This window comes from Nonomuraea sp. NPDC050783, from assembly GCF_040802095.1.
In the GTDB taxonomy this organism is placed as follows: domain Bacteria; phylum Actinomycetota; class Actinomycetes; order Streptosporangiales; family Streptosporangiaceae; genus Nonomuraea.
In genome coordinates this window covers 190,249-215,678 of sequence record NZ_JBFAHK010000016.1, presented here as the reverse complement: position 1 = coordinate 215,678, position 25,430 = coordinate 190,249, and the positions used below count along the sequence as shown (strand labels likewise).

Annotated in this window: 24 protein-coding genes; 15 read left to right on the top strand and 9 right to left on the bottom strand. The window is 71.9% G+C overall.

Annotated features, from left to right (window positions below; genetic code table 11):
- The first annotated feature begins 5 nt into the window (after nucleotides 1-5).
- Nucleotides 6-1,196 (top strand): ROK family protein, encoded by a 1,191-nt coding sequence (locus AB0H75_RS34905; protein ID WP_367803897.1) that lies wholly within the window; start codon nucleotides 6-8, stop codon nucleotides 1,194-1,196.
- Nucleotides 1,197-1,619: 423 nt separating this feature from the next.
- Here the strand turns inward: AB0H75_RS34905 and AB0H75_RS34900 are convergent, their stop codons facing one another.
- The gene (locus AB0H75_RS34900; protein ID WP_367803896.1) at nucleotides 1,620-3,083 is read right to left on the bottom strand and encodes a M1 family aminopeptidase; all 1,464 of its coding nucleotides are present in this window, start codon (nucleotides 3,081-3,083) and stop codon (nucleotides 1,620-1,622) included.
- A 126-nt stretch (nucleotides 3,084-3,209) separates the two neighbouring features.
- Nucleotides 3,210-4,319, bottom strand: a complete 1,110-nt coding sequence (hppD, locus tag AB0H75_RS34895; RefSeq protein WP_367803895.1) for a 4-hydroxyphenylpyruvate dioxygenase — start codon at nucleotides 4,317-4,319, stop codon at nucleotides 3,210-3,212.
- A gap of 103 nt (nucleotides 4,320-4,422) precedes the next feature.
- Between hppD and AB0H75_RS34890 the strand changes: the two genes are divergently transcribed.
- The gene (locus AB0H75_RS34890) at nucleotides 4,423-4,911 is read left to right on the top strand and encodes an Lrp/AsnC family transcriptional regulator (RefSeq protein ID WP_367803894.1); all 489 of its coding nucleotides are present in this window, start codon (nucleotides 4,423-4,425) and stop codon (nucleotides 4,909-4,911) included.
- 166 nt (nucleotides 4,912-5,077) lie between these two features.
- On the top strand, nucleotides 5,078-7,201 hold the full coding sequence (locus AB0H75_RS34885; RefSeq protein ID WP_367803893.1) for a transglycosylase domain-containing protein: 2,124 nt from the start codon (nucleotides 5,078-5,080) through the stop codon (nucleotides 7,199-7,201).
- Between the two features lie 108 nt (nucleotides 7,202-7,309).
- Here AB0H75_RS34885 and AB0H75_RS34880 read toward each other — a convergent pair whose 3' ends face one another.
- Nucleotides 7,310-9,313: a thioredoxin domain-containing protein gene (locus AB0H75_RS34880; protein WP_367803892.1), complete on the bottom strand. Its 2,004-nt coding sequence runs from the start codon at nucleotides 9,311-9,313 to the stop codon at nucleotides 7,310-7,312.
- A gap of 105 nt (nucleotides 9,314-9,418) precedes the next feature.
- On the opposite strand from AB0H75_RS34880, the gene AB0H75_RS34875 reads away from it, so the two are divergent.
- On the top strand, nucleotides 9,419-10,570 hold the full coding sequence (locus AB0H75_RS34875; RefSeq protein WP_367803891.1) for a hypothetical protein: 1,152 nt from the start codon (nucleotides 9,419-9,421) through the stop codon (nucleotides 10,568-10,570).
- A 6-nt stretch (nucleotides 10,571-10,576) separates the two neighbouring features.
- Here AB0H75_RS34875 and AB0H75_RS34870 read toward each other — a convergent pair whose 3' ends face one another.
- The 3 genes from AB0H75_RS34870 to mca form a co-directional block, all read right to left on the bottom strand.
- Nucleotides 10,577-10,864 (bottom strand): GNAT family N-acetyltransferase, encoded by a 288-nt coding sequence (locus AB0H75_RS34870; protein ID WP_367803890.1) that lies wholly within the window; start codon nucleotides 10,862-10,864, stop codon nucleotides 10,577-10,579.
- A complete protein-coding gene (locus tag AB0H75_RS34865; RefSeq protein WP_367803889.1) occupies nucleotides 10,865-11,029 on the bottom strand; it encodes a hypothetical protein in 165 nt (54 codons plus the stop codon).
- A 63-nt stretch (nucleotides 11,030-11,092) separates the two neighbouring features.
- Nucleotides 11,093-11,977, bottom strand: a complete 885-nt coding sequence (mca, locus tag AB0H75_RS34860; RefSeq protein WP_367803888.1) for a mycothiol conjugate amidase Mca — start codon at nucleotides 11,975-11,977, stop codon at nucleotides 11,093-11,095.
- 135 nt (nucleotides 11,978-12,112) lie between these two features.
- Here mca and AB0H75_RS34855 point away from each other — a divergent pair, with 135 nt between their 5' ends.
- From AB0H75_RS34855 to AB0H75_RS34805, 11 genes are all read left to right on the top strand, one after another.
- A complete protein-coding gene (locus AB0H75_RS34855) occupies nucleotides 12,113-12,532 on the top strand; it encodes a DUF4307 domain-containing protein (protein ID WP_367803887.1) in 420 nt (139 codons plus the stop codon).
- Nucleotides 12,533-12,640: 108 nt separating this feature from the next.
- Nucleotides 12,641-13,141: a transcription elongation factor GreA gene (greA, locus tag AB0H75_RS34850; RefSeq protein ID WP_242376467.1), complete on the top strand. Its 501-nt coding sequence runs from the start codon at nucleotides 12,641-12,643 to the stop codon at nucleotides 13,139-13,141.
- Between the two features lie 257 nt (nucleotides 13,142-13,398).
- The gene (locus AB0H75_RS34845; RefSeq protein ID WP_367803886.1) at nucleotides 13,399-14,547 is read left to right on the top strand and encodes a C40 family peptidase; all 1,149 of its coding nucleotides are present in this window, start codon (nucleotides 13,399-13,401) and stop codon (nucleotides 14,545-14,547) included.
- Between the two features lie 77 nt (nucleotides 14,548-14,624).
- Nucleotides 14,625-15,146: a hypothetical protein gene (locus tag AB0H75_RS34840; RefSeq protein ID WP_367803885.1), complete on the top strand. Its 522-nt coding sequence runs from the start codon at nucleotides 14,625-14,627 to the stop codon at nucleotides 15,144-15,146.
- Nucleotides 15,147-15,394: 248 nt separating this feature from the next.
- Nucleotides 15,395-17,188 (top strand): phosphoenolpyruvate carboxykinase (GTP), encoded by a 1,794-nt coding sequence (locus AB0H75_RS34835; protein WP_367803884.1) that lies wholly within the window; start codon nucleotides 15,395-15,397, stop codon nucleotides 17,186-17,188.
- 178 nt (nucleotides 17,189-17,366) lie between these two features.
- A complete protein-coding gene (locus AB0H75_RS34830; protein ID WP_367803883.1) occupies nucleotides 17,367-18,287 on the top strand; it encodes a TIGR04222 domain-containing membrane protein in 921 nt (306 codons plus the stop codon).
- Between the two features lie 55 nt (nucleotides 18,288-18,342).
- The gene (locus tag AB0H75_RS34825) at nucleotides 18,343-19,158 is read left to right on the top strand and encodes a DUF692 domain-containing protein (RefSeq protein ID WP_367803882.1); all 816 of its coding nucleotides are present in this window, start codon (nucleotides 18,343-18,345) and stop codon (nucleotides 19,156-19,158) included.
- Complete coding sequence (locus AB0H75_RS34820; RefSeq protein WP_367803881.1) at nucleotides 19,155-19,718, top strand: hypothetical protein; 564 nt, start codon at nucleotides 19,155-19,157, stop codon at nucleotides 19,716-19,718. Before AB0H75_RS34825 ends, AB0H75_RS34820 begins: the two co-directional genes overlap by 4 nt.
- Nucleotides 19,719-19,846: 128 nt before the next feature.
- Nucleotides 19,847-20,380 carry a hypothetical protein gene (locus AB0H75_RS34815; RefSeq protein WP_367803880.1) on the top strand — a complete coding sequence of 178 codons (534 nt, stop codon included), beginning with the start codon at nucleotides 19,847-19,849 and terminating at the stop codon, nucleotides 20,378-20,380.
- A 55-nt stretch (nucleotides 20,381-20,435) separates the two neighbouring features.
- Nucleotides 20,436-21,197, top strand: a complete 762-nt coding sequence (locus tag AB0H75_RS34810; protein WP_367803879.1) for an isoprenyl transferase — start codon at nucleotides 20,436-20,438, stop codon at nucleotides 21,195-21,197.
- A gap of 213 nt (nucleotides 21,198-21,410) precedes the next feature.
- Nucleotides 21,411-22,730, top strand: a complete 1,320-nt coding sequence (locus AB0H75_RS34805; protein ID WP_367803920.1) for a PhoH family protein — start codon at nucleotides 21,411-21,413, stop codon at nucleotides 22,728-22,730.
- Here the strand turns inward: AB0H75_RS34805 and AB0H75_RS34800 are convergent.
- Genes AB0H75_RS34800 through AB0H75_RS34790 form a run of 3 tightly spaced genes read right to left on the bottom strand, consistent with a single transcriptional unit; the run spans nucleotide 22,720 to nucleotide 25,321 of the window.
- Nucleotides 22,720-23,241: a hypothetical protein gene (locus tag AB0H75_RS34800; protein WP_367803878.1), complete on the bottom strand. Its 522-nt coding sequence runs from the start codon at nucleotides 23,239-23,241 to the stop codon at nucleotides 22,720-22,722. The genes AB0H75_RS34805 and AB0H75_RS34800 overlap by 11 nt on opposite strands.
- The gene (locus AB0H75_RS34795) at nucleotides 23,238-24,650 is read right to left on the bottom strand and encodes an ATP-binding protein (RefSeq protein ID WP_367803877.1); all 1,413 of its coding nucleotides are present in this window, start codon (nucleotides 24,648-24,650) and stop codon (nucleotides 23,238-23,240) included. The genes AB0H75_RS34800 and AB0H75_RS34795 overlap by 4 nt, the downstream gene beginning before the upstream one ends.
- Nucleotides 24,647-25,321 carry a response regulator transcription factor gene (locus AB0H75_RS34790; protein ID WP_026214755.1) on the bottom strand — a complete coding sequence of 225 codons (675 nt, stop codon included), beginning with the start codon at nucleotides 25,319-25,321 and terminating at the stop codon, nucleotides 24,647-24,649. Before AB0H75_RS34790 ends, AB0H75_RS34795 begins: the two co-directional genes overlap by 4 nt.
- Between the last annotated feature and the right edge of the window lie 109 nt (nucleotides 25,322-25,430).

Here is a 25,430-nt window from a genome sequence, read left to right as displayed (position 1 = left end):
CGGCGGTGATCCTCGCGATCGACGTCGGCGGCACCAAGCTGGCCGCGGGACTGGTGACCCCCGACGGCACCGTGCTGCGCTCCGCGCGAGCCGCCACCCCCCAGGGAGCCCCGGCCGCGGCCCTGTGGAAGGTGCTCACCGACCTGGTCGAGCCCCTGTCCGTCCCGGGGGTGACGGGGGTGGGCGCCGGGTGCGGCGGGCCGATGTCCTGGCCCGACGGCGAGGTCTCGCCGCTCAACATCCCCGCCTGGCGCCGCTTCCCGCTGCGCGCCCGCCTCGCCGAACGCTTCCCCGGCCTGCCGGTACGCCTCCACAACGACGCGGTCTGCCTGGCCGTGGCCGAGCACTGGAAAGGCGCGGGGCAGGGCAGCGCGAACATGCTCGGCATGGTCGTCTCGACCGGCGTCGGCGGCGGGCTCGTCCTGGACGGCCGCCTGGTCAACGGCGGCACCGGCAACGCCGGGCACGTCGGGCACGTCGTCGTCGAGCCGGAGGGCGGGCCGCGCTGCGGCTGCGGCGGCCACGGCTGCCTGGAGGCCGTCACCCGCGGCCCGGCCCTCACCGCCTGGGCCCTCGCCCACGGCTGGCTCCCACACCACCCCGCCCCCGCTTCCGCCCCCGCCCCTGTTTCCGCTTCCGCTTCCGCGCCCGCTTCCGCGCCCGCTTCCGCGCCCGCTTCCGCGCCCGCTTCCGCGCCCGCCCCTGTTTCCGCTTCCGCGCCAGCCCCAGCCCCAGCCCCCGCTCCGGGGGCCCGCTCCAGCGCCTCCACCGCCGCGGGCTCCCCGTCGTTCGCCGGAGCCGCCTCGGGGGCGATCACGCTGGACGGCCCGGGGGAGCGGACCGCCTACCAGGAGGACCGCGCCGTGACCGCCCGGCAGCTCGCGGCCGACGCCCGGGACGGGGACCCGGTGGCCGTGCGGGCCATGCGGCGCGCCGGGCGGGCGCTCGGCGTCGCGATCGCCTCCGCCACGCACCTGTGCGACCTGGACGTCGTCACCATCGGCGGCGGCCTGTCGCAGGCGGGGGAGCCGCTGTTCGGGCCGCTGGAGGAGGCGCTGCGCGAGCACGCCCGCATGGGGTTCGCCCGCCGCGTCAAGGTCCTGCCCGCCGCGCTGGGCCAGGAGGCCGGCCTGATCGGCGCCGCCGCCCTCCTCCTGGCCGGCGACACCTACTGGACCCCACCCTCCGCCTGCTGACCGGCCTCTGCCTGTTGACCGGCCTCTGCCTGTTGACCGGCCTCTGCCTGTTGACCGGCCTCTGCCTGTTGACCGGCCTTCGGCTGCTGACGGCCTCCGCCCCCTGGCCGCCCTTCGCCTGTTGAGCGGCCTCTGCCCGCGGACCCGCCTTCGCTCCGCTGGCCGGGTCCGGTCGTGGGACGGCCCGGCGGCCCCGCTGCTCGGGGAGGGGCGCCGGGCCGATGGCCGGATGACACCGGTGTGTCAGCCGGTTTCCAGGGTCGGACCCGGGCCGCCGTCCTCACGCTCGGTGAAGCCGGGCCCGTCGTCCTTCCTTCCTCCCTTCGTCCGTACCGCCCTCCCCGGATGACGGAAGCCGCAACGGGCCGCCGTTCGCCTTGCGCCTCTCCTCGGCTCGAGCGGCGGCGGGCGTTTCCGCCCCGCTCAGGCGGGGCGGCGGGGCTGGAAGAGCCAGGCGTCGAAGAGCGAGTCGAGGCTCTTGCCCGACAGGCGCTCGGCGAGCTGGACGAACTGGTCGGTCGTGACGTGACCGTAGCGGTGCTCGGCGGTCCAGGTGCGCAGCAGGTCGAAGAACGTGCGGTCGCCGATCTCCTCGCGCAGGGCGTGCAGGGTCATCGCGCCGCGCGTGTAGACGGACTGGTTGAACAGGTCGTCGGGCCGCGCCCGGCCCGGCGGGTACTTCCAGATGGAGTCGCCGGCCGGGCGGCGGTGCTGCCGCTCGAAGGCGGCCTCGGCGGTCTCCTTGCCCTTGTGCTCGGCCCACAGCCACTCGGCGTACGTGGCGAAGCCCTCGTTGAGCCAGAGGTCCTTCCAGCGCCGGATGCTCAGGCTGTCGCCGAACCACTGGTGGGCCAGCTCGTGGGCGGTGATGCCGTCGTCGGGGTCGAAGCCGCCGTACATCGGCTTGGTCTGGTTCTCCAGCGCGTAGCCGGCGGCGAAGTCGTCGACGACGCCGCCCGTGGAGTCGAACGGGTAGGGGCCGAAGACGGTGGCCCAGTAGTCGGTGACCTCGGCGGAGGTCTTGTAGACGCCCTCCAGCGAGCTCTCGAACGCGGGATCGACGGCGGCCAGCACCGGGATGCCGCCGGCCGAGCGGCCCTGCCGCAGCTCGAACTCGCCCAGCGTGGCCGTGGCGAGGTAGGTCACCATCGGCCGCCGCTCGCGCCAGCGCCAGGTGGTCTTGCCGCCGGAGGTGGCGGGCCGTCCGGCCAGCTCGCCGTTGGCCAGCGCGGTGAGCCCGGCGGGCACGGTGATGGCGAAGTCGAAGGTGGCCTTGTCGGCGGGGTGGTCGTTGGCGGGGAACCAGGTCTTGGCGCCATTGGGCTCGGCGGTGACGAACGCGCCGTCGCCGGTCGGGATGAAGCCGTAGCTGCCGAGGTTGTCGGGGTCCTGGATGGGCTTGGGCACGCCGGCGTAGGACACCCGGACGGTGAAGCCGCCGCCGTCGGCGAGCGGGCGCGGCGGGCGCACGGTCAGCTCGCTGCCCTGCCGGGTGAAGGTGGCGGCGGCGCCGTCGACCGTGACCTCGCGCACGTCGAGGCCGGACAGGTCGAGGTTGAAGCTGGACAGGGCCTGCGTGGCGGCGGCGGTGATGGTGGTGACGCCCTCCAGCCGCTTGGTCTTGGGGGTGTAGTCGACGGCGATGTCGTAGTGGGTGACGTCGTAGCCGCCGTTGCCGTCGTGGGGGAAGTCGGCGTCGCCGATGCCGGGGGCGCCGGGGCCGGCGTCGGACGGCCCCGGGGAGGTCGCCGTGGGCGCCGGGGCGGACGCCGGTGTGGACGTCGCGGCGGACGGGACCTGAGAAGGGGGCGGCTGGTCCGCGGGCGCGCAGGCGAGCACGCTGACCAGCGCCGCCAGCAGCGCGACCCCGCGTCGTTCTGCACGCATCAGCGAACCAGCCCCTTTCACTTCGTGACCAGAATATTACGCTGCGTCAAGGGCGGGCCGGAACGGCCCCGGTGGCCTCGCCGCGATTCCGTAATCTCCTGATCACCCGGGACAAGTCCGGACAAACTAAAGGTTGCCCCTGCGTTCCTGCTCCCGCTCGATGGCCTCGAAGAGCGCCTTGAAGTTGCCCTTGCCGAACCCGAGCGAGCCGTGCCGCTCGATCAGCTCGAAGAACACGGTGGGCCGGTCCTGCACCGGCTGGGTGAAGATCTGCAGCAGGTAGCCGTCCTCGTCGCGGTCCACCAGGATGCGGCGCTTCTTCAGCTCCTCGATCGGCACGCGTACCTGCCCGATGCGCTCGCGCAGCTCGGGGTCGTCGTAGTACGAGTCGGGCGTGTCGAGGAACTGCACCCCGGCCGCCCGCATGTGGTCCACCGTGGTGAGGATGTCGTTGGTGGCCAGGGCGATGTGCTGCACGCCGGGGCCGCCGTAGAACTCCAGGTACTCGTCGATCTGCGACTTCTTGCGGCTCACCGCCGGCTCGTTGAGCGGGAACTTGACCTTGCGGGTGCCGTCGGCCACGACCTTGGACATGAGCGCGGAGTACTCGGTCGCGATGTCGTCGCCGATGAACTCGGCCATGTTGGTGAAGCCCATGACCTTCCGGTAGAACTCCACCCACTCGTCCATCTTGCCCAGCTCGACGTTGCCGACGCAGTGGTCCACCGCCTGGAACAGCCGGCCGGTCCTGGTCGCGGGCGGGGCCACCAGCGGCTCGGCGGGCTGGTAGCCGGGCAGGTAGGGGCCGCTGTAGTTGGCGCGGTCCACCAGCGTGTGCCGGGTCTCGCCGTACGTGGCGATGGCGGCGAGCACCACCTTGCCGTGCTCGTCCTCCAGCGTGTACGGCTCCTCCAGCCCCCTGGCCCCCTGCGCGACGGCGTGCCGGTAGGCGGCCTCCACGTCCGGGACCTGGATGGCCAGGTCGATCACCCCGTCGCCGTGCTCGGCCACGTGCCGCGCCAGGCCGGTGCCGGGACGGATCGAGGCCCGGAACTCGAAGGTGGCGCTGCCCGAGGTCAGCACGTACGCGGCCAGGTCCGGGCTGCCGTTCTCCGGCCCCCGGTAGGCCACCAGCTTCATGCCGAACGCGGTCGAGTAGTAGTGGGCGGCCTGCCTGGCGTTGCCGACGGCGAACACGACGGCGTCCATGCCGTTCACGGGAAAGAGATCGCTCATACCTCTAACTGTTGATTTCCCTGGACGAGTTGCGCAAGAGTTACTTGAAAGAGTGGACAATATGTCTAGCAGTTCGGCGGACACTGCGGTACTTCTGTACAGCATGACGACGATCGACGACCTCGACGCCCGGCTCATCGCCCTGCTGGCCGCCGAGCCCCGCCTCGGCGTGCTGGAGTGCTCGCGCCGCCTCGGCGTGGCCCGCGGCACCGCCCAGGCCCGGCTCGACCGGCTGGCCGCCCGCGGCGTGATCACCGGTTTCGGCCCCGACATCTCGCCCGCCGCGCTCGGCTACGGCGTCACCGCCTTCGTCACGCTGGAGATCCGCCAGGTCGCCGGGCACGACCCGGTGGCCGACCGGCTGGCGGGCATCCCCGAGGTGCTGGAGGTCCACACGATCACCGGCGCCAGCGACCTGCTCTGCCGCGTGGTGGCGCGGACAAATGCGGATTTGCAGCGAGTTATTGATCAAATAGTGGGCGTCCAGGGCGTGTTGCGGACTAATTCGATCATTGCCCTGGACACTCCGGTTCCGTACCGAGTGCTGCCCTTGGTCGCCGACGTTCCGCGCCGGGAAAGCCGGCCGACGTAGTATCGCTGAGGGACGGGGCACCGGTATCGATCGTTTACCCTTGGCGTTTGCCCAGCTTGCAGGCTTGCGACTAGGGGGGTCGAAGGTGCGAGGCGGTGGAGGAGACGGAATGCCGAAACGGCGGATTCTCCGACTTCTGCTGATTTGTATAGGGGCGGGAATCCTCGTGCTCGTCGGCCTTTTCGCGGTCGCGTGGGCGATGACGCCTATTCCCGACACCACCCAGAAGCAGGCCACCGCGCAGGGCTCGGTGATCTATTACCGCGACGGCAAGACCGTGCTCGCCCGCCAGGGCGTCGACCGCAAGGTGGTCGAGCTGTCCAAGGTGCCCCGGCACGTCCGCGAGGCCGTCATCGCGGCCGAGAACCGCTCGTTCTACGAGGACGCCGGCGTCTCGCTCAAGGGCACCGCCAGGGCCGTCTGGTCCACCGTGAGCGGGCAGCAGCTCCAGGGCGGCTCCACCATCACCCAGCAGCTCGTCCGCAACTACTACAGCGGCCTCAGCCAGGAGCGCTCGGTCACCCGCAAGTTCAAAGAGATCCTCATCGCGATGAAGGTCGACCAGTCCAAGTCGAAGGACTGGGTGCTGGAGCAGTACCTCAACACGATCTACTTCGGCCGCGGCGCCAACGGCGTCCAGTCGGCCGCCCGCGCCTACTTCGGCAAGGACGTCGAGGACCTCAGCGTGGCCGAGGGCGCCTACCTCGCCGCGGTGATCCAGCAGCCCAGCCGCTTCGCCGACCCCGAGGGCACCGACCTGGAGGCGGCCAGGACCCGCTGGAAGTCGATCATCGACGCCATGGGCCAGACCGGCGCGCTCACGCCCGGCCAGATGGCCGCCCAGCGCTTCCCCGAGCTGGTCGCGCCGAAGAAGCCCTTCGAGCTCAAGGGCCAGGCCCGCTACATGCTCCAGCAGGTCACCGACGAGCTCAACCGGCGCGGCTACACCGACGAGGAGATCAACAGCGGCGGGCTGAAGATCGTCTCGACGTTCGACAAGAAGCTCATGGCGGCGGCCGAGCGGGCGGTCAAGGAGGTGCTGCCGGACGACACGCCGAAGAAGATCCGCACCGGGCTCGCCGCCGTCGATCCCGACACCGGCGAGGTGGTCGCCTTCTACGGCGGCGACCCCGACCGCTACGCCTACGACAACGCCTTCTCGGCCAAGGTCATGGCGGGCTCGACGTTCAAGCCGTACACGCTGGCCGCCGCGCTCGACAACGGCTTCGAGCTGTCCACGCGGGTCAACGGCAACTCGCCGCTGCGGGTCGCCTCGGCCGACAAGCCCATCCCCAACGACAGCGGGCGCTCCTACGGGCACATCAACCTGGTGCAGGCCACCCAGAACTCGGTCAACACCGCGTTCGTGGACCTCGGGCAGAAGGTCGGGCTGGACAAGGTGGCCGAGACCGCCGAGGCCGCCGGCATCCCCGCCGACCAGCTCACCCAGCGGACGGCCGCCTCGTTCCCGCTCGGCGTGTCGTCGGTCAGCGCCGTCCAGAACGCCTCCGGCTTCTCCACCTTCGCCAACAAGGGCGTGCACATGGAGGCGCACGTGCTCAAGTCGGTCACCGACGGCCAGGGCCGCAAGGAGGTCGTCGAGCCGGCCTCGGCGAAGGTGGTCGGCGAGCAGGCGGCGGCCGACACCACGTACGCGATGCAGCAGGTCGTCAAGTACGGCACCGGCACCGCCGCCCGCCTCTACGACCGGCCGGTGGCCGGCAAGACCGGCACCACCGACGACTCCAGGTCGGTGTGGTTCAACGGCTTCACGCCGCAGCTCGCGGTCGCCGTGAACATGTTCCGCGACGACAACAAGACCGTGCGGATCCCCGGCTACGGCACGCAGTTCGGCGGGCAGCTCCCCGCGCAGATCTGGCGGGCGTTCATGACCGAGGCGATGGCGGGCGAGCCGGTCGAGGAGTTCCCCGAGCCGTCCGAGTACGGCTACGGCGGCGACGGCTACTCCCCGCCCTACCGGAGCCGGGGCGACGAGCCGAGCCAGGACGCCACGCCGCAGCCCGGCGACGGCTGGGACACGCCGCAGCCCGCCCCGACCGAGCCGCCCCTCACCGACGCGCCGCCCACCGACGGCCCCCGCGAGGACGGCCAGGGCGACCAGCCCGGCCAGGACGACCGCTTCGGCCGGCAGCCCGAGCAGACGTCCCCGCCGACCGGCCAGGAGCCCATACGGCCCTCCACCGGCAGGAACAGGAGCACGGACCCGGGCGGCACCGGCGGCCCCGGCGACCCCAACGGCTTCACCCGCAGCGGCACCCCCGACGGCTGACCCGCCCGCCGGCCCGCACCCGCCTACCGGCCCGCGCTCAAGAGCCCGCCCTTCACCGGCCGCTCTTCACCGGCGCACGCTCACGGGCCCGCGCTCACCGGCCCGCGCTCACCGGCCCGCGCCCAGTTCGGCGCGTAGCGCCTCCACGCTGGTCACCGGCATCCGGCAGGTGAAGCCCCGGCACACGTACGCCGCGGGCGCCTCGTCGATCGGCCCGCGCCCTTCCAGCAGCGCCGGGAACACGCCCTCGCCGGGGACGGACGTCCCGCCCGTGCCGCCCCTCGTCGCGGAGTCGCCGTCGCCGAGCGCCACCACCAGCCCCGGCACGTCGGCCAGCAGCGCCTCCCGGTGCAGCGCCGCCCGCCGCGGGTCGTCCGGCGCGCCGACGATCGCCACCTCCACGGGCCCGTCCAGCGCCGCCCGCGCCACGGCGAGCCCCCAGCCCGCGAACCGCGCGTGCCCCGCCGCCAGCACCGACACCGTGCCCAGCGCCGCCTCGGCGGCCTCCCGGTGCCGGGTGGAGCCGGTCAGCGCCCCGTACGACAGCAGGGCGCCGGCCGCCGCGTACTGGCCGGAAGGGGTGGCGTTGTCGGTGGGGTCCTGGGGGCGCTGGAACAGCCGCTCGGCGTCGTCGGCCGTGTCGTAGAAGCCGCCCTTGCCGTCGGCGAACCGGTCGAGCACGACGTCGAGCAGCGTGCCCGCCAGGCGCAGCCACCGGGCCCCGCCGGTGACGCCGTAGAGCGCGATCAGGCCCTCGGCCACGTTGGCGTGGTCCTCCAGCACGCCGGCGTTGCTGCCCGGCCGGCCGTCCCTGGAGGTGCGCAGCAGCCTGCCGTCGGCCACATGGACCCGGGCCAGCAGCTCAGCCGCGGCCTCGGCGGCGGCCACCAGCTCCGGCCGCTCGAACACCGCGCCCGCCTCGGCCAGCGCCGCGATGGCCAGGCCGTTCCAGGAGGCCACGACCTTGTCGTCGCGGCCGGGGCGCACCCGCAGCTCCCTGGCGGCCAGCAGCCGCTCGCGGACTCGCGCGTAACGCCCGGGGTCCTCGGGGTCGCGCGGGAGCTGCAACACCGAGGTGCCGTGTTCGAACGTGCCGGTGACCTCGAACAGGCCCGCCGCCCACCGCCCGTCGTCCTCGCCCAGGACCTCGCGGAGCTGCTCGGGGGTCCAGACGTAGAACTTGCCCTCGACGCCCTCGCTGTCGGCGTCCAGGGCCGAGGCGAAGCCGCCCTCGGGGGTGGCCAGCTCGCGCAGCAGCCAGCCGGCCGTCTCCAGCGCCACCCGCCGGGCCAGCTCGCCGCCGCCCGCCTTCCACCAGTGGGTGTAGACGCGCAGCAGGAGCGCGTTGTCGTACAACATCTTCTCGAAGTGCGGGACGACCCACTCGGCGTCCACGCTGTAGCGGGCGAAGCCGCCGCCGAGCTGGTCGTAGATGCCGCCGCGGGCCATGGCCTCCAGCGTCGCGGCGCTCATCTCGCGCTCGCCCGAGCGCAGCAGGAACTCCAGCACCATGGACGGCGGGAACTTCGGCGCCCCGCCGAACCCGCCGCGGACCGGGTCGAACGACTCCCGCAGGTTGCGCGCGGCCTGCTCCAGCGTCTCCCCGCCGGGCAGTGGGCCGCCGGGCAGGGTGGTGTTGGTGTTGAGCGCCTCCACGACCTTCGCGCCCTGGCTCAGCACCGCCTCCCGGTCGCCCGTCCACACCCTGTGGACCTCGCGCAGCAGGCGCTGGAAGTGCGGGCGCGGGAAGTAGGTGCCGCAGTAGAACGGGTGGCCCTCCGGCGTGGCGAACACCGTCATCGGCCAGCCGCCCTGGCGGGTCATGGCCTGCGTGGCGCCCATGTAGACGGCGTCCACGTCGGGCCGCTCCTCGCGGTCCACCTTGATGTTGACGAAGTGCTCGTTCATGAGGCGCGCGGTCTCGGCGTCCTCGAAGCTCTCGTGCGCCATGACGTGGCACCAGTGGCACGCCGAGTAGCCGACGCTGATCAGCAGCGGCACGTCCCGGCGCCGGGCCTCCGCGAACGCCTCCTCCCCCCACGGCCACCAGTCGACCGGATTGCCGGCGTGCTGCAGCAGGTAAGGGCTGGTGGCGTCTTTCAAGCGGTTCATCACGACCTCCTCGTCCCACCCTAGACCGCCCGTCCGGCCGGTTCCGCGAGGCCCGCTGGGGGATTGGGGCGGCGCCGGGAGGGCGCGCGGCGTAGGTTACGGAGAGTGGATCTCGACTTCGTCTGCGCCTTCGCCGCCCGGCCGGCGAGCCGGCTGACCCGCAGGGACGTCGCCAGGGCGCTGCTCGCCGTGCCCTCGGGCGTGGCGCTGGTGGCGCTGCCCGACCTGCGCCGGGCGCTGATGGCGGCCGGCAACCCGCTCTCGCCGGCGTTCTGGGACTCCGCCAAGGCGACGCTCGGCTCGATCGAGGCGGGCGTGGCCACGGTCGGCGACGTGCAGCGCTGGGTGGAGTCCACCGGCACCGAGCCGATCCTCATGACCCCGAGCTACTTCATCTGGCCCGAGGAGGACGAACGCGGCCCGGTGGCGGCGGAGATGTACGCGCGCCTGGTCGCCCACCTGGAGGAGCGGGTCGAGGCGGGCGAGATCGACCCCGACGCGCTGGCCGTCGGCGACCCGGAGGCCCGCGCGGCCTACGAGGCGCTGCAGGAGCGCTGGCTCGCCACGCCGCTGCCCGACGGCCGGGTGCCCGGCCAGGCCGTCAACGAGGAGCACGACGAGGAGCTGCTGGCGGGCTGGGACGAGGAGGAGGCGTTCGCGCTGTCGGAGCTGCGGCGCATCGTCGGCGCGCTGCCCGGGCGGCCGGAGCCGGCCGCCGAGCTGGAGGCGGCCGCGGGCCGCCTGCGCGCGTTGCTCGCCCTTCCCGGCTACCCGGGCAGCGTGCTGCGGGCCTGCGCCGGGTTCGACGAGCGGCCGATGCCGGACGACGACCGCGAGTTGTGGCTGGAGGTGGCGGCCGGCGTCGCGGGGCCGCTCTCCGACCTGGCGGACGGCACCGAGGAGCCGGAGGAGTTCGCCGACCTCGACGCGGGGATCGGCGAGGAGGACGCGGCGCTGGCCAACCTGTGCGCCATCGAGTACGCCGACTGGCTGGCGGCCGTGGCGGCGCTGACCCGGATGGGGCCGGGCGTGCTGGCCTCGCCCGAGCGGCTCGCGCGCCTCGTCGCCGAGTCCGAGGACATCGAGGCCGGCGAGCAGGACGACGAGGACCTGCGCGCGACCGAGGGCTTCTTCGCGTCCGTGGTGGCCCTGTGGGGCTTCCTGGGCATCGTGGACGCCGACGAGGTGCTCACGCCGCTGGGCTGGTGGGGGCTGCCGGAGGCGCTGGAGCGGGCGTGGTCGCCCACCGCCGAATGAGCGGGCTCACTCGGCGGAGTCGACCAGGCCTTTGAACTCGGGGTGGCGTTCGATGTACTTGGCCACGTAAGGGCAGGTCGGCACCACCCGCAGGCCGGTGTCGGCGCTGGTCTGCAGGGCGTGGCCGACGAGCTTGCCGGCCAGGCCCTGGCCTTCGTACTCGGGGGCGACCTCGGTGTGGGTGAAGACCACCTTCGTGGGCAGCAGCCGGTAGTCGGCGAATCCGGCGACCTTGCCGTCCACCAGGATCTCGAAACGGCTCTCCGTCGAGTTGTCGACTACTTCGATCGGCATCTATCCGGCTTTCTTGTCGTCGGTGTCACCCTCGCGGGGCACCTGGATCTTCGCCATCTGCCTGTTCATGGACTTGATCAGAAAATACAGGGCGAGCCCGATGAGGGCCACGACGACGAAGCCGAGGAGGCCCGGGCTCACGTCACCTGCTGCTAGAACGGTCACTCTTCCAGTATGCCGCCGGACCCCCGTGGTCCCACCTCCAGCGTGCCGCCCGGTCGCGGCCGGTCAGTGGCAGGCCGGTGAGACGTCGGCCGCGTGGATGCCCGCGAACAGGTCGTCCTCCGGCAGCTCGGTGTCGACCAGCGAGCGCGCCAGGTGGTAGTCCTCGGTCGGCCAGATCTCCTGCTGCAGCTCGCGCGGGCAGACGAACCAGAAGCCGTCCGGATCGACCTGCGTGGCGTGCGCGAGCAGCGCCTCGTCGCGGATCTGGAAGTAGTCGCCGCACGGCACCCGGGTGGTGACCGGCCACTTGGCGGGGCGGTCCTCCCAGCGCGAGATCCAGTCGGCGTACGGGGAGCCGAGCCCGCGCTCGTTCATGGCCTCGTGCAGCGCCTCGAAGCGCTCCTTGGTGAAGCCCATCTGGTAGTAGAGCTTGAGCGGCTGCCACGGGTCGCCGGTGCCCGGGTAGCGGTCGGGGTCGCCGGCCGCCTCGAACGCCTCCACCGACACGCGGTTGGTCATGATGTGGTCGGGGTGCGGGTAGCCGCCGTCGTCGTCGTAGGTGATGATCACGTGCGGCCGGAACTCGCGTACCGCGGCGACCAGCGGCCGGGAGGCGTCCTCCAGCTTCTGTAGCGCGAAGCAGCCCTCGGGCAGCTCCTCCTCCTCGCTCTCCGGCAACCCGGAGTCCACGAAGCCCATGAAACGCTGCTGCACGCCCAGGATCTCGCGGGCCCGCGCCATCTCGGCGCGGCGCACCTCGGCGATGTTGGCCACGATCTCGGGGCGGTCCATCTTCGGGTTGAGCACGGAGCCCCGCTCACCGCCCGTGAGGGTACAAACCAGGACTTCCACGCCTTCGCGCACGTAACGCGCCATCGTCGCGGCGCCCTTGCTCGACTCGTCGTCGGGGTGGGCATGGACGGCCATCAGCCTCAGCGGTGCACTCACGGGCTCGATGTCTCCTCAGTCGGACCGGTCACTTAGTTTGTCTGCAGGCGGTCGTGAGGGTCAGGTCGTGTACCGGGACCCCCGCGGGCGACAATTGTCTCGGATAACGCTGAGGGAGTGCAGGGAGATTCCACCATGGTCACCAGAGATGTCGGGAACGGGCCCGTTCTCGGCACGCCCGACGACGTGCCCGACCGTCCCAGGCGCAGCGGCAGGCTGATCGTCCACGTCGTGATCGGTGTCCTGGTGGCCATCATCGCGGGCGGCTGGGGCTACGTCATGTGGTCGATGACCGCCGGCGGTTCGGAGGCTCCGGCGCAGGTCGTGACGTTCGACGTCGAGGGCCCGACACGGGCCGAGATCACCTTCGAGGTGTACAAGCCAGACGATAGGGTGGCCGTCTGCCGCATCAGGGCTCTGGACGTCAATCACGCGGAAGTGGGCAGCAAGGAAGTAAGAATCCCGGCTGGTGAGGGTAGTAAGCAGCTCAAGGAAAGCCTGGACACCAGTGCTCAGGCCACTTCCGTCCACGTCCAGTACTGCAATCTCGTATAGTGAGACATTTGGGGAAGCGTACCAGCGGCTAACTTGTTAGCCTTTCGCAATTCAACCGTTGGAAACCTCAAGTGATCTCAGGGCCCCCTAGGCAAGCAAGGAGTACCCGTGGCCGACTCTCGTGATGAGAACGTCACATGGCTGACGCAGGAGGCGTACGACCGTCTCAAGGCGGAGTACGAATATCTCTCTGGCCCCGGGCGCGTCGACATCGCCAAGAAGATCGAGGCCGCCCGTGAGGAGGGCGACCTGCGCGAGAACGGCGGCTACCACGCCGCCAAGGACGAGCAGGGCAAGATGGAGGCCCGGATCTTCCACCTCCGGCAGATCCTCGACAACGCCCAGGTGGGCGAGGCCCCCAAGGCCGAGGGCGTGGTCGGGCCCGGCATGACGGTGACCATCAGGTTCGTCGGTGACGACGAGGAGGTCACGTTCCTGCTCGCCTCGCGCGAGGAGAGCGGTGCGCCGATCGACGTCTATTCGCCCAAGTCTCCCCTCGGAGCGGCGATCAACGGTAAAAAGATCGGTGAGAAGGCGACCTACTCGCTGCCGAACGGGCGCCAGAACACCGTCGAGATCCTGGAGGCCGTGCCGTACATCGGCAACTGACGCCACTGGAGACGAACCGCCGGGCCCACGCTGGTCCGGCGGATTTCGTGCATGGGCAGGCGGCTCCCGGGCACCCCGCCCCCGGGCACCCTGTCCCGGGGCACCCTGTCCCGGGGCACCCCGCCCCCGGGCACCCTGTGCACGGACAGCCTGTCCCCGGCCACCCCATGTACGGGCCGGTCGTGCACGGCTCGGGGATTCGGCAGGATCTCTCTTTCCTCGTACAGTCCCGTAAACGGCGCAACACCCACAAACTCGTGCCGTTCATCGTGGTGGCGCTGGTCGCGGTGCTGACCGCCGACGTGCTGCTGCTCGTGCAGCCGCAGGCGGGGCTGAAGGAGGAGGCCGCGGCCCACCGGGCCACGCCGCGGCAGACGCTGCTGGCCGAGCGGCTGCCGCAGGAGCGGACGCCGGCCCGCACGGTCCAGCCGGTGGCGCCGCTGCGCAGGCTGCACAAGCCCAACCTGTTCGTGCTGACGCGCAAGCCGTTCACCGAGGAGCTGTTACGCAAGGTGGGCCGGTTGCGCGGGGTGCGTGCCCTGGAGCTGGCCGACGCCGCCTCCATCACGCTCGACGGCAAGCGGGTGCAGACGCTCGCGGTCGATCCGTCCACGTTCCGCGCGTACACGCCCAAGCGCACCGCCTCCTCCGACGCGCTCTGGCAGAACGTCGCCGCGGGTGACGTGGCGGTGTCGTTCGTGCTCGGCAACGACGGCGGGCTCTCGCTGCACCGCCAGGTACGCGGGCCGGCCGGGCCGCTGCGCATCGGCGCCTACGCCACCACCGGCTTCGGCGCGGTGGACGCGGTGGTCTCCAAGGACGTCGGGCGCGCGCTCGGGCTGCCGCACGACAACGCGCTCATCGTCAGCGCCCCCGACGCCGACTCCGCCACGCTGCGCGCCAGGATCCTCAAGGTGCTGCCCAAGGGCACCCAGATCGCCACCGTCAACCCGGTGCAGCCGCAGCCGCAACAGCAGCCGGCCCGGAGCTGGCCGGCGGGGTCGTTCATGACCGGCGAGCAGATCCAGGTGGCGCTGCGGGCCGCGGCCTCGAAGCTGGGGCGGCCGTACGTGTGGGGTGCCGAGGGCCCCGACACCTTCGACTGCTCGGGGCTGGTGCAGTGGGCCTTCGCCCAGGCGGGCGTGCGGATGCCGCGCGTGACGCACCAGCAGTGGGTGACCGGGGCGCAGGTGCCGCTGTCGCAGGCGCAGCCGGGTGACCTGATCTTCTGGCGCTCCGATCCCACGAACCCCGACTACATCTCCCACGTGGCGATTTATTGGGGTAACGGGCAGATGATCCAGGCGCCGCGTACCGGGGACGTGGTCAAGTTCTCGCGGGTCTACACCAAGAACCTCGCCGGGGTCGTCCGGGTCAGCCCGGTCACCGCCGCCAAGGTCCGCTAGGCGCGGGCCTCCCCTTCAGGGCGACATCCTTCTTTCCTTCATGTGCCTGCGGCATGCAAGTGTGTAATGTTGATTACATGGCTACAGAAGACGTGACGGCGGAGGTCCGGGCCTGGTTCACCGGGCGGCTCCCCGAAGGCTGGTTCACCGGCGCACCCGAGATCGTCAGGGACCGCGAGGAGATCGCGGTCATCGGCACCCTGCCCGACCCGCCGGACGACACCCCGGAGGCCGAGCGCGTGGCCCTCGTCGAGGGGCTGGCCGGGAGGTTCAGGGAGGAGACCCGCGAGCGGCGCATCGAGATCGCCCGCGAGGCCGAGCGCAGGTTCCGGCAGAAGGTCTCGTGGGGCGTCACCTGCGGCGACGTCACTGTGATGTTCACCACACTCTCCGTGCCGGTCATGACCCGGCTGCGCCAGTCGGAGCGGCAGGTCCTCGACACCCTCGTGGCCGCCGGCGTGGCCCGCAGCCGCAGCGACGCGCTCGCCTGGTGCGTACGCCTGGTGGGCAAGAACGCCGACACGTGGCTCGCCGAGTTGCGCGACGCTCTGCAACATGTCGACAGAGTTCGCGCCGCGGGCCCCGACGTCCATTCCTGAGAGGGGCCAGGGGAAACGGCGCGGGCAATGGACTAAACCACTGCGGAAATTGGTTTAGACCAGCGCAATTGGACTGGACCACTCAATGTTTATTCTCTTTTAAACCCGATGCGGTTGGGTAGGCTCCCTCAATCACCAGGGCCACTGCCTGCGACGACGGCTGTGCCAACAGGTCTATGCCAATTGGCTTTCCTGCCGGTTCGTCGTTAATGATGACTGGGCCCTGAGAGAGTGGAGGAGTCGCAGTCGTGTCCCTAACCGTGGAAGTGCCCGCGCCGACGAGCAATAGCGAATTGGCCGCGTGGGTGAAAGAGATCGCTGCCCTTACCGAGCCCGACCGGGTCGAGTGGTGCGACGGCTCCGAGGAGGAGTGGACGCGCCTGACGAACCTCCTCGTCGACCAGGGCACGCTCATCCGTCTCGCCGCCCGCCCCAACAGCTTCTACGCCAAGTCCGACCCCAGCGACGTGGCCCGAGTCGAGGACCGCACCTTCATCTGCTCCGAGCGCGCCGAGGACGCCGGGCCCACCAACAACTGGATCGCGCCGGCCGAGATGCGCCGGACGTTCGGCGAGCTGTTCAAGGGCTGCATGCGCGGGCGCACCATGTACGTCGTCCCGTTCTGCATGGGCCCGCTCGGCGGCGAGATCTCGCAGGTCGGCGTCGAGATCACCGACTCCCCGTACGTCGCCGTCTCCATGCGCATCATGACCCGCATGGGCGAGCGGGCGCTGCGCCTCATCGAGGAGCGCGGCGACTTCGTCAGGTGCGTGCACTCCGTGGGCGCCCCGCTGGAGCCCGGCCAGGCCGACGTGCCGTGGCCGTGCAACTCCACCAAGTACATCAGTCACTTCCCCGAGACCCGCGAGATCTGGTCCTACGGCTCCGGCTACGGCGGCAACGCCCTGCTCGGCAAGAAGTGCTACGCGCTGCGCATCGCCAGCGTCATGGCCCGCGACGAGGGCTGGCTGGCCGAGCACATGCTCGTGCTCAAGCTCACCCCGCCCTCCGGCGAGACCCGCTACATCGCCGCCGCCTTCCCGAGCGCCTGCGGCAAGACCAACCTCGCCATGCTCCAGCCCACGATCCCCGGCTGGAAGGTCGAGACGATCGGCGACGACATCGCCTGGATGCGCTTCGGCGAGGACGGCCGCCTGTACGCCATCAACCCCGAGGCCGGCTTCTTCGGCGTCGCGCCCGGCACCGGTCAGGTCACCAACGCCAACGCCGTCAGGACCCTCTGGGGCAACAGCATCTTCACCAACGTCGCCCTGACCGACGACGGCGACGTGTGGTGGGAGGGCCTGACCGACGAGCCGCCGGCGCACCTGACCGACTGGAAGGGCCGCGACTGGACGCCGGACAGCGACGAGCCGGCCGCCCACCCGAACGCCCGCTTCACCACCCCCGCCGCCCAGTGCCCCACCATCGCGCCGGAGTGGCAGGACCCCAAGGGCGTGCCCATCTCGGCGATCCTGTTCGGGGGTCGCAGGGCCACCGCCGTCCCGCTGGTGACGGAGTCGCTGAGCTGGGAGCACGGCGTCTTCCTCGGAGCCAACGTCGCCTCCGAGAAGACCGCCGCGGCCGAGGGCAAGGTCGGCGAGCTACGCCACGACCCGTTCGCCATGTTGCCGTTCTGCGGCTACAACATGGGCGACTACTTCGGCCACTGGCTGAGGATCGGCCGGCGCGAGGGCGCCGTGCTCCCCCGCATCTACTACGTCAACTGGTTCCGCAAGGACGCCGACGGCCGCTTCGTCTGGCCCGGCTACGGCGAGAACAGCCGCGTGCTCAAGTGGATCGTGGACCGGCTCAACGGCGAGGCCAAGGCCGTGCCGACGCCGATCGGCCTGCTGCCGGCCGAGCTCGACACCGAGGGCCTGGACATCTCCGAGGACGACCTGCGCACGCTGCTGAGCGTCGACCGCGAGGTCTGGCGCGAGGAGGCCAAGCTCATCCCGGCCCACTTCGAGACGTTCGGCGACCGCCTGCCGAAGGAGCTGTGGCAGGAGTACGAGGCGCTGCTCGACCGGCTCGGGTAACCGCCTCCGGCGCGCGGCGCCGGCCGTCCCCGCGGCGGCCGGCGCCGTTCGCGTTCCCGTGAGGTTTCCGTGCCCGCCGCGCGGAGCGAACTGTAGCGAGGACGTACGGAACCTTTGCCCCGATCCATCCGTCATTCGGATACCCGGCCCGTCGGGCTGCCTTCGGAGGGAGGCTCGGATGGATCTGTTCCTGCTCATCGCGGCGGTGGCGATGGCGGTGTTCGTCCTCCGTACGGGCCTGCAGATCCGCCGGGAGCTCGCCGCCGTCATGGAGACGAGCGCCGCGACGCGACCCCAGGAGCTCGGGCACTACGAGCTGGCCTGGCTGGCGGGCGGGGCGTACCGGGTGGCGGAGACGGCCGTCACGGTGCTGGCCGGGGCGGGGGCCCTGCGCATGACGCGCGGCGGCAAGGTGTGCCGGGTCCACGACGGCACCGCCGCGCGGGAGCCGGTCGAGGAGTCCGTGCTGGGCATCCTCGCCTCCAGCTCCGGGCTGTCCGTGGGGACGTTGTGCGCCGAGACCACGCGCACCCTGTCCATGAGCGCGCTCGCCCGCCGCCTCGTGGACCTCGGGCTGGTCCACTCCCCGGGCGTCCTGGCCTGGGCCAGGCGGCTCGTCACGCGGTTTCGGTGGACGCTGCTGGCCGCGTTCGCGGGGGAGGTGGCGGCGGTGGTGACGATGGTGGTCCGGGGCGTGAGCGCCTACGCGCTGCTCGCGATGGCCGTCCTGGGCGGGGCGGGGGCACTGGCGCTGGTCATGATCCTCAAGGGCGAGCCCGACCTGCGGGTCCCGCTGACGCAGGCGGGCAAGGAGACGCTGGACGCGGCCCGCGCGCGGCACCCGCAGGGGAGGGCGGAGGAGCCGGTGGCCGTCGCGCTGTACGGGCGCGGCGAGATACGCGACGGCGACCTCCAGGTCGAGCTGGCCAGGAGCGCCTCGAACCGCGGGAACCGGCCCGGCGCCACCTGGGCGCCGGACTACCTCGTCCCCCTCAGCTGGGGCGACGGAGGCGACGGAGGCGACGGAGGTTCGGGCTGCGGCGCGGGTTGCGGCGGAAGCTGCGGAGGCGGCTGCGGAGGGTGCGGCGGCGGCATCTGACGACCTACGGGACGAAGGACAGGGGAGCGGATTGACACACGAGAGGACGGGCGGGATGGCGGAGCTGGGCGTCGGGATCGGCTGGCGGGCCGAGCTGGACCTGACCATCGAGCGCATGGAGGGCGTGGACTTCGTCGAGGTGATCGCCGAGAACCTGAGGCCCGGCCGCCTGCCGGAGTCGCTGCGACTGCTGCGCGCCCGGGACGTGCCGGTGATCCCGCACGGGGTCTCGCTCGGCGTCGGCGGGGCCGAGCCGCCCTCCCCGGACCGGCTCGCCCACCTGGCCGCCTGCGCCGAGGCCCTGGACGCGCCGCTGGTCAGCGAGCACCTGGCCTTCGTGCGCGGTGGCGGGCTGGAGGCGGGGCACCTGCTGCCGGTCCCGCGTACCCGGGAGTCGCTGCGGGTGGTCACGGAGAACGTGCGCCGGGCCCAGGACGCGCTGCCCGTCCCGCTGGCGCTGGAGAACGTGGCGGCCATCTTCGGCTGGCCGGACGACGAGCTGACCGAGGGCCAGTTCCTCGCCGAGCTGGTCGAGCGGACCGGGGCCGGGCTGCTGATCGACGTGGCCAACCTCTACACCAACCAGTTCAACCTGGGGCTGTCGGCGGTGGCCGCGCTGGACGCGCTCCCGCTGGAGCACCTGGCGTACGTGCACGTCGCCGGCGGGTACGAGCACGAGGGCATCTGGCACGACACCCACACCACCGCCGCGCCGCAGCCGGTGCTCGACCTGCTCACCGAGCTGTGCGCCCGCGCGGCCCCGCCCGGCGTGCTGCTGGAGTGGGACGACGAGTTCCCCAGCGACGCGGCGCTGGCCGGCGAGCTGGACCGGATCCGGGCCGCGATGGCCGTGGCGGAGGAGTCCCGATGACGGGGGAGCGGGAGGAGCCGGCGCGGGCCCGGGAGCTGGAAGGGGAGCGCGAGGACCCGGCGCGGGAGCGGGAGCGGGAGGAGCCGGCGCGGGCCCGGGAGCTGGAAGGGGAGCGCGAGGACCCGGCGCGGGAACGGGAGCGGGAGGAGCCGGCGCGGGCCCGAGAGCTGGAGCGGGAGCGGGAGGAGCTGGCGCGGGCCCGAGAGCTGGAGCGGGAGCGGGAGGAGCTGGCGCGGGCGCAGGCGCGGGTGGTGCGGGCGCTGGTCGCCGGCGGCGCGGTGCCCGGCGGCTTCGACCCCGGCCGCCTGCGCGCCCAGGCGGCCGGCCTGATCGCCAAGCGGCGCTCGATCGTGGCCAGGATCCGCCCGGACACCGCCCTGGCCGCCGGGCCCGACCTGCCCGCCGAGTTCGCCGCCTACGCCCGCGCCCGCACCGCGCCCCCGCCGAGCTACCGCGCCGACGCCGACGACTTCGCCGCCTGGCTGCGCGAGCGCGGCCGGCTGCCCGCCGAGCGCCCGCCCCGCCGCGCGGGCCGCTGGTGGTCGCGGCTGCTGCCGTAGCAGGCATCCGGCGGCGAGCCGCTGTGGAACGAGTCCTGCTCCTTCGACTCCGTGGCCGGCTACGGCGACCCGGCCGGCTGGGCCTGGCGGCCGGGTTTAGTGGGGGGCCGCCGGGAAACGCAGGGGGCATGGGGGGACTGCGCTGCGTCGACGGATCCTATCTGAGCGTCACGCCGGTGGCCTGCCGCGACAGCGTCGGCACCCCGTACGAGGTCACCCTGGAGCTGCACCGCGACGGCGCCCCGTACGGCAGCGTCGGCGAGCGCTGCGGCTGGATGCTGGCCCGGCTCGCGCAGGGCGTGGACGAGGCCCGCAAGCACGACGCCAGGCGGTGGGCCGACCCCGACGACCGCTTCCCCGGCGACGGGCCGGACGGCGAGCTGTTCTCCTTCCGCTACCGCAGCAGGTCCGGCCCGTCCGGCGGCGAGCTGAGCTGCCGGCTGCGCACGATCCCGCTGTGGGAGGGCAGCCGGTGGCGGGTGACCCGGCGGGCCTACGTCGAGGCGTGGGGCGCCACGGGCGTCGGCATGCGGGCGGTGCTGACCTCGGCCGAGCTGTGGTCGTTCGTCCAGGGTCTCGTGGCGGAAGCCGAAGGATGTCTGGAAGGCAGAGATATGGCAAGGAATGCGGGAGAGGGGACAGACACGGGCGAAACGCGGTGATAATTGCCTGTTGGGTCATTGACCGAAGGCACAGCATCGCTGGGGAGGACACTCCGTGGGCCTGCGCGACCTGCTCTACCGGCTGTACGAGCGCCGGCTGGAGGCGAAGCTGTCCCGGGACAGCATTCCCCGGCATGTCGGGGTCATCATCGACGGCAACCGCCGCTGGGCGCGCGCCATGGGCATGCGCGACGTCGCCAGCGGCCACCGCAAGGGCGCCGACAAGATCTCGGAGCTGCTCGGCTGGTGCCGCGAGACGGGCGTCGAGGTGGTCACCGTCTGGATGCTCTCCAACGACAACCTCAACCGCCCCCGCGAGGAGCTGGAGCCGCTCCTGCGCATCATCGAGGACGTGACGCAGGAACTGGTGGCCGAGGGCTGGCGGATCATCCCCGTCGGCGCGCTCGATCTGCTCCCCGACCGCACCGCCAATGTCCTAAAAAATGCGAAAGAAGCGTCATCACACCGTCCCGGCCTGATTGTGAACGTTGCGGTTGGGTATGGAGGAAGACGTGAGATTGCCGATGCGGTGCGCTCACTGCTCCAAGAGCACGCGAGCAGGGGAGCGAGCATCGAGGACCTGGTCGAGGTACTCGATGTCGAGCACATCGCGGAGCATCTCTACACTCGCGGCCAACCCGACCCGGACCTCCTCATCCGGACCTCGGGCGAGCAGCGTCTGTCGGGCTTCATGCTCTGGCAGAGCGCTCATTCAGAGTTCTACTTCCACGAGGCCTACTGGCCCGACTTCCGCAGGGTCGACTTCCTGCGGGCGCTGCGCGACTACGCTGCGAGACACCGGCGTTACGGTTCTTGACCCGACATTCGGGTATCGAGGACGTAACGTTGGAAGTGTCCGACCACAGGCCGGACACTCCGGAGAGGGCCCGCCTTTGCACCGTTACTTGCCGAGGGGGGCCGGAACCCGGCGCCGACGGCATCACGCGGTCGGGGAATGCGGGTCCGGTCCGATTCCCACCTCGTCTGCAGGGCGCCCGCACGCGGGGCGCCCGGGGGAGAACGTGTGGCAGTGTCCTCGAGCAACCCTACGACCCAGCCGGCCAAGCGTACCTACGTGCTGGACACGTCGGTCCTGCTGGCCGACCCGGCGGCCCTGACCCGCTTCGCCGAGCACGACGTGGTTCTGCCGATCGTCGTGATCACCGAGCTGGAAGGCAAGCGGCACCATCCCGAGCTCGGCTACTTCGCGCGGCAGGCCCTGCGCTACCTCGACGAGTTGCGGATCAGGTACGGCAGGCTCGACGAGCCGATGCCGACGCCGACGGGGGACGGCACACTCAGGGTTGAGCTCAATCACAGCGATCCGTCCATCCTGCCCGTCGGGTTCCGCCTGGGCGACAACGACACCCGCATCCTGACGGTGGCGCGCCACCTGTCCGCCGAGGGCTGCGACGTCGTGCTGGTCTCCAAGGACCTGCCCATGCGGGTCAAGGCGGCCTCGATCGGCCTGACCGCGGAGGAGTACCGCGCGGAGCTGGTGCACGAGTCGGGCTGGACGGGGATGGCCGAGATCCAGGTCACCGCCGAGGACGTCGAGACGCTCTTCGAGCGCGGCACGGCGGAGGTGGAGGAGGCCAGGGACCTGCCGACGCACACCGGGCTGCGGCTGCTGTCGGCCAGGGGCTCGGCGCTGGGCCGGGTGCTGCCCGACAAGTCGGTGCGCCTGGTGCGCGGCGACCGCGAGGTGTTCGGCCTGCACGGCCGCTCCGCTGAGCAGCGCATCGCGCTCGACCTGCTGATGGACCCGGAGATCGGCATCATCTCGCTGGGCGGCCGGGCCGGCACCGGCAAGTCGGCGCTGGCGCTGTGCGCGGGCCTGGAGGCCGTCCTGGAGCGCCGCCAGCACCGCAAGGTGGTCGTCTTCCGCCCCCTCTACGCCGTCGGCGGCCAGGAGCTCGGCTACCTGCCGGGCAGCGAGGGCGAGAAGATGGGCCCGTGGGCGCAGGCGGTCTACGACACGCTGGGCGCGGTCACCACGCCCGAGGTGATCGATGAGGTGCTCGACCGGGGCATGCTGGAGGTGCTCCCGCTGACGCACATCCGCGGCCGCTCGCTGCACGACGCGTTCGTGATCGTGGACGAGGCCCAGTCGCTGGAGCGCGGGGTGCTGCTGACGGTGCTGAGCCGGATCGGCGCCAACTCGCGGGTCGTGCTCACCCACGACATCGCCCAGCGCGACAACCTGCGGGTCGGCCGGCACGACGGCGTGGTGGCGGTGGTGGAGAAGCTGAAGGGCCACCCGCTGTTCGCGCACGTGACGCTGACCCGGTCCGAGCGCTCGCCGATCGCCGCGCTGGTGACCGAGATGCTGGAGGACATCACGATGTAGCGCCGCCCAGATCGCCGCAGGTGTACCGCCCCTCGTCCACCGGGGGGCGGTTCTGGTTGTCCCGGACGATCTTGACCTGCTCGTACGCCGCGTCCTGCTGCGCGGTGCAGACGATCTGCGCCTTGGCCAGCTCGCTCAGCCTGCCCGCGCCCCGGATGTAGACCGTGAGCGTCAGCGTGCGCGGGAGCTGCATCTCGTCGCGCTGCACCGGGTTGAGCGAGTCCTTGGTCCGCAGGTACGTGAACCCGCGCAGCGCCGTGTCCCGGTCGCCGAGCGGCTGCGAGGACGCCTCGAACAGCGCCCCGAGCAGGCTCTCCACCGTGTCGTCCGGAACGTCGGCCGGCTCCAGCGCGAGCTTGCCGTCGCGGATCAGGTAGATCGTCTTGGACGGCGGCGGGATCCTGATGGTGGGGGCGTTGCTCCGGTCCTGGACGTCGGTGGGCGAGATGCCGCAGCCCGTGAGGGCCAGCGTGGCGGCGACGGCGGCGAGGAGGACGAGGGCGGCTCTCATGAGTGCGGGAGCCAGACCGTGAAGAGGGTTCCCGGCTCCTGGGCGCGGACCGAGATCGTGCCGCCGTGCAGGTGCACGTTCGCCCGCGCGATGGCCAGGCCCAGGCCGCTGCCCTGGCTGCGGGCCCGGCCCGCGCCCGCCTTGAAGAAGCGGTCGAAGACGTGGGGCAGCGCCTCGCGCGGGATGCCCCTGCCGTGGTCGCGCACCTTGACCTCCAGCCCGTTCTCGGTGCTCCTGGCGTTGACCACCACGGGCGGGGCGCCGTGCTTGAGCGCGTTGCCGACGAGGTTGGCCACGATCACGTCGAACCTTCGCGGGTCGAGGCTGGCGGTCAGCCCTTGAGAGGCGTTCACCTCGACCTGGTCGCTCCAGCCGCGGGTCTCCAGGCAGTCGGCGATGGCGTCGGCCACGTTGACCGGCTCCAGGTTGAGCGTGGCGGTGCCGGCGTCGAAGCGGCTGATCTCGATGAGGTGCTCGACCAGCTCGCGCAGGCGCTCGATCTCCCTGAGCACCAGCAGTACGGCCTGCGCGGGCGCCTCGGGCAGCCGGCCGGCCTCCTCCGAGAGCACGTCGGCCACGGCCGTCATGGCGGTCAGGGGGGTGCGCAGCTCGTGCGAGACGTCGGCCACGAACCGGCGCGACATGGCCTCCAGCGAGCGCAGCTCGGACACGCTCAGCTCCAGCGCCGCGGCGGCGTCGTTGAACCTGGCGGTCAGCCCGGCCAGCTCGTCCTGCCCGTGGACCGGCAGGCGGGTGTCCAGCCGGCCCTCGCCGAGCGCCTGGGCCGCGGCGCTCAGCCGCCGCACCGGCAGCAGCACCTGCCGGGCCGACAGCAGCGCCACGACCAGGGCGATCAGCACGATGGCGATGCCGCCCTGGAAGAGCCTGGTCCGCAGCGTGTCGAGCTGGCGGACGTCGGCGCGCATGGGGAAGAAGACGAAGGCCCGCAGGCCGGTGGCCTCCGGGGTGCCGCCCGCGTCGCGGTAGACCTCGGCGCCGACGATGAACCACAGCTCGCCCTTGATGACCCGGCGCTGGGTGACGACGCTCTGCTTGCTCCTGCCGTACAGCTCGTTGGGCACGTCGTCGAGGGTCATGGGGCCGGTGACGGAGACCAGGTCGCCGTACTCGACCACGACGCCCCGGCCGGGGGCGCTGAGCGTCTGGGCCAGCCGCTCCAGCTCCTTGCCGGTCGGCGCGGCCTCGCCGGGCCGCAGCCGGCCGACGGGGAAGTCGACGCCGCCCAGCTCCCGGGTGACCAGGTCCAGCGAGGTCGTCTCGGTCCTGGTCACCAGCGCGGTCTTGGCCAGCTCGAAGCCGATCGTGGCGACCAGCATGGAGGCGGTGACGGCGACGAGCGTGAACGTGATGACCAGGCGGGCGCGCAGTCCGGTGGGCAGCGGGATCACGGAGGGCTGAACCGGTAGCCGAAGCCGCGCACGGTGTGGATGAAGACGGGCTCGGCGGGCTTGGGCTCGATCTTGGCGCGGATGCGCTGTACGCAGGCGTCCACCAGCCGCGAGTCGGCGATGTGCGTGTGGTCCCAGACCGCGCGCAGCAGGTAGCGGCGGTTGAGCACCTGGCCGGGGTGGCGGACGAGCTCCAGCAGCAGCCGCAGCTCGGTGGGCGTCAGGTGGATCTCCTTGCCGGCCAGCGTGACCTTCAGCGCGCCCCGGTCGATCACGAGGTCGCCGAAGGTGATGCGGTCGGAGGCGGCCGACTCGGCCCGGCGCAGGATGGCCCGGATGCGCGCGTCCAGCACCCGGGGCTCGACCGGCTTGACCACGTAGTCGTCGGCGCCGGCCTCCAGGCCGACCACGATGTCCAGGTCGTCGCCCCTGGCCGTGAGCAGGATGACGGGGAGCTGGTCGAGCTTGCGCACGCGGCGGCACACCTCGATGCCGTCGATGCCGGGGAGCATGACGTCCAGGATGGCGATCTCGGGGCGGCGGGCCCTGATGTGGTCGAGGGCCTCCTCGCCGGTCGCGTACGACGTGACCGAGTGCCCCTGCCGGGTCAGCGCCAGCTCCAGGGCCGTGCGGACCGAGGGGTCGTCTTCTACAAGGAGGATGCCTGCCACGCGCACATTATTATTCCATGCCCGCTATAGCCGGGTTGTGTCACCAAACTGTGACGTCGTGTCGAAGGCATCGGGAAGAAGGACCGACACCCTGAAAGCGGCTTCCCTT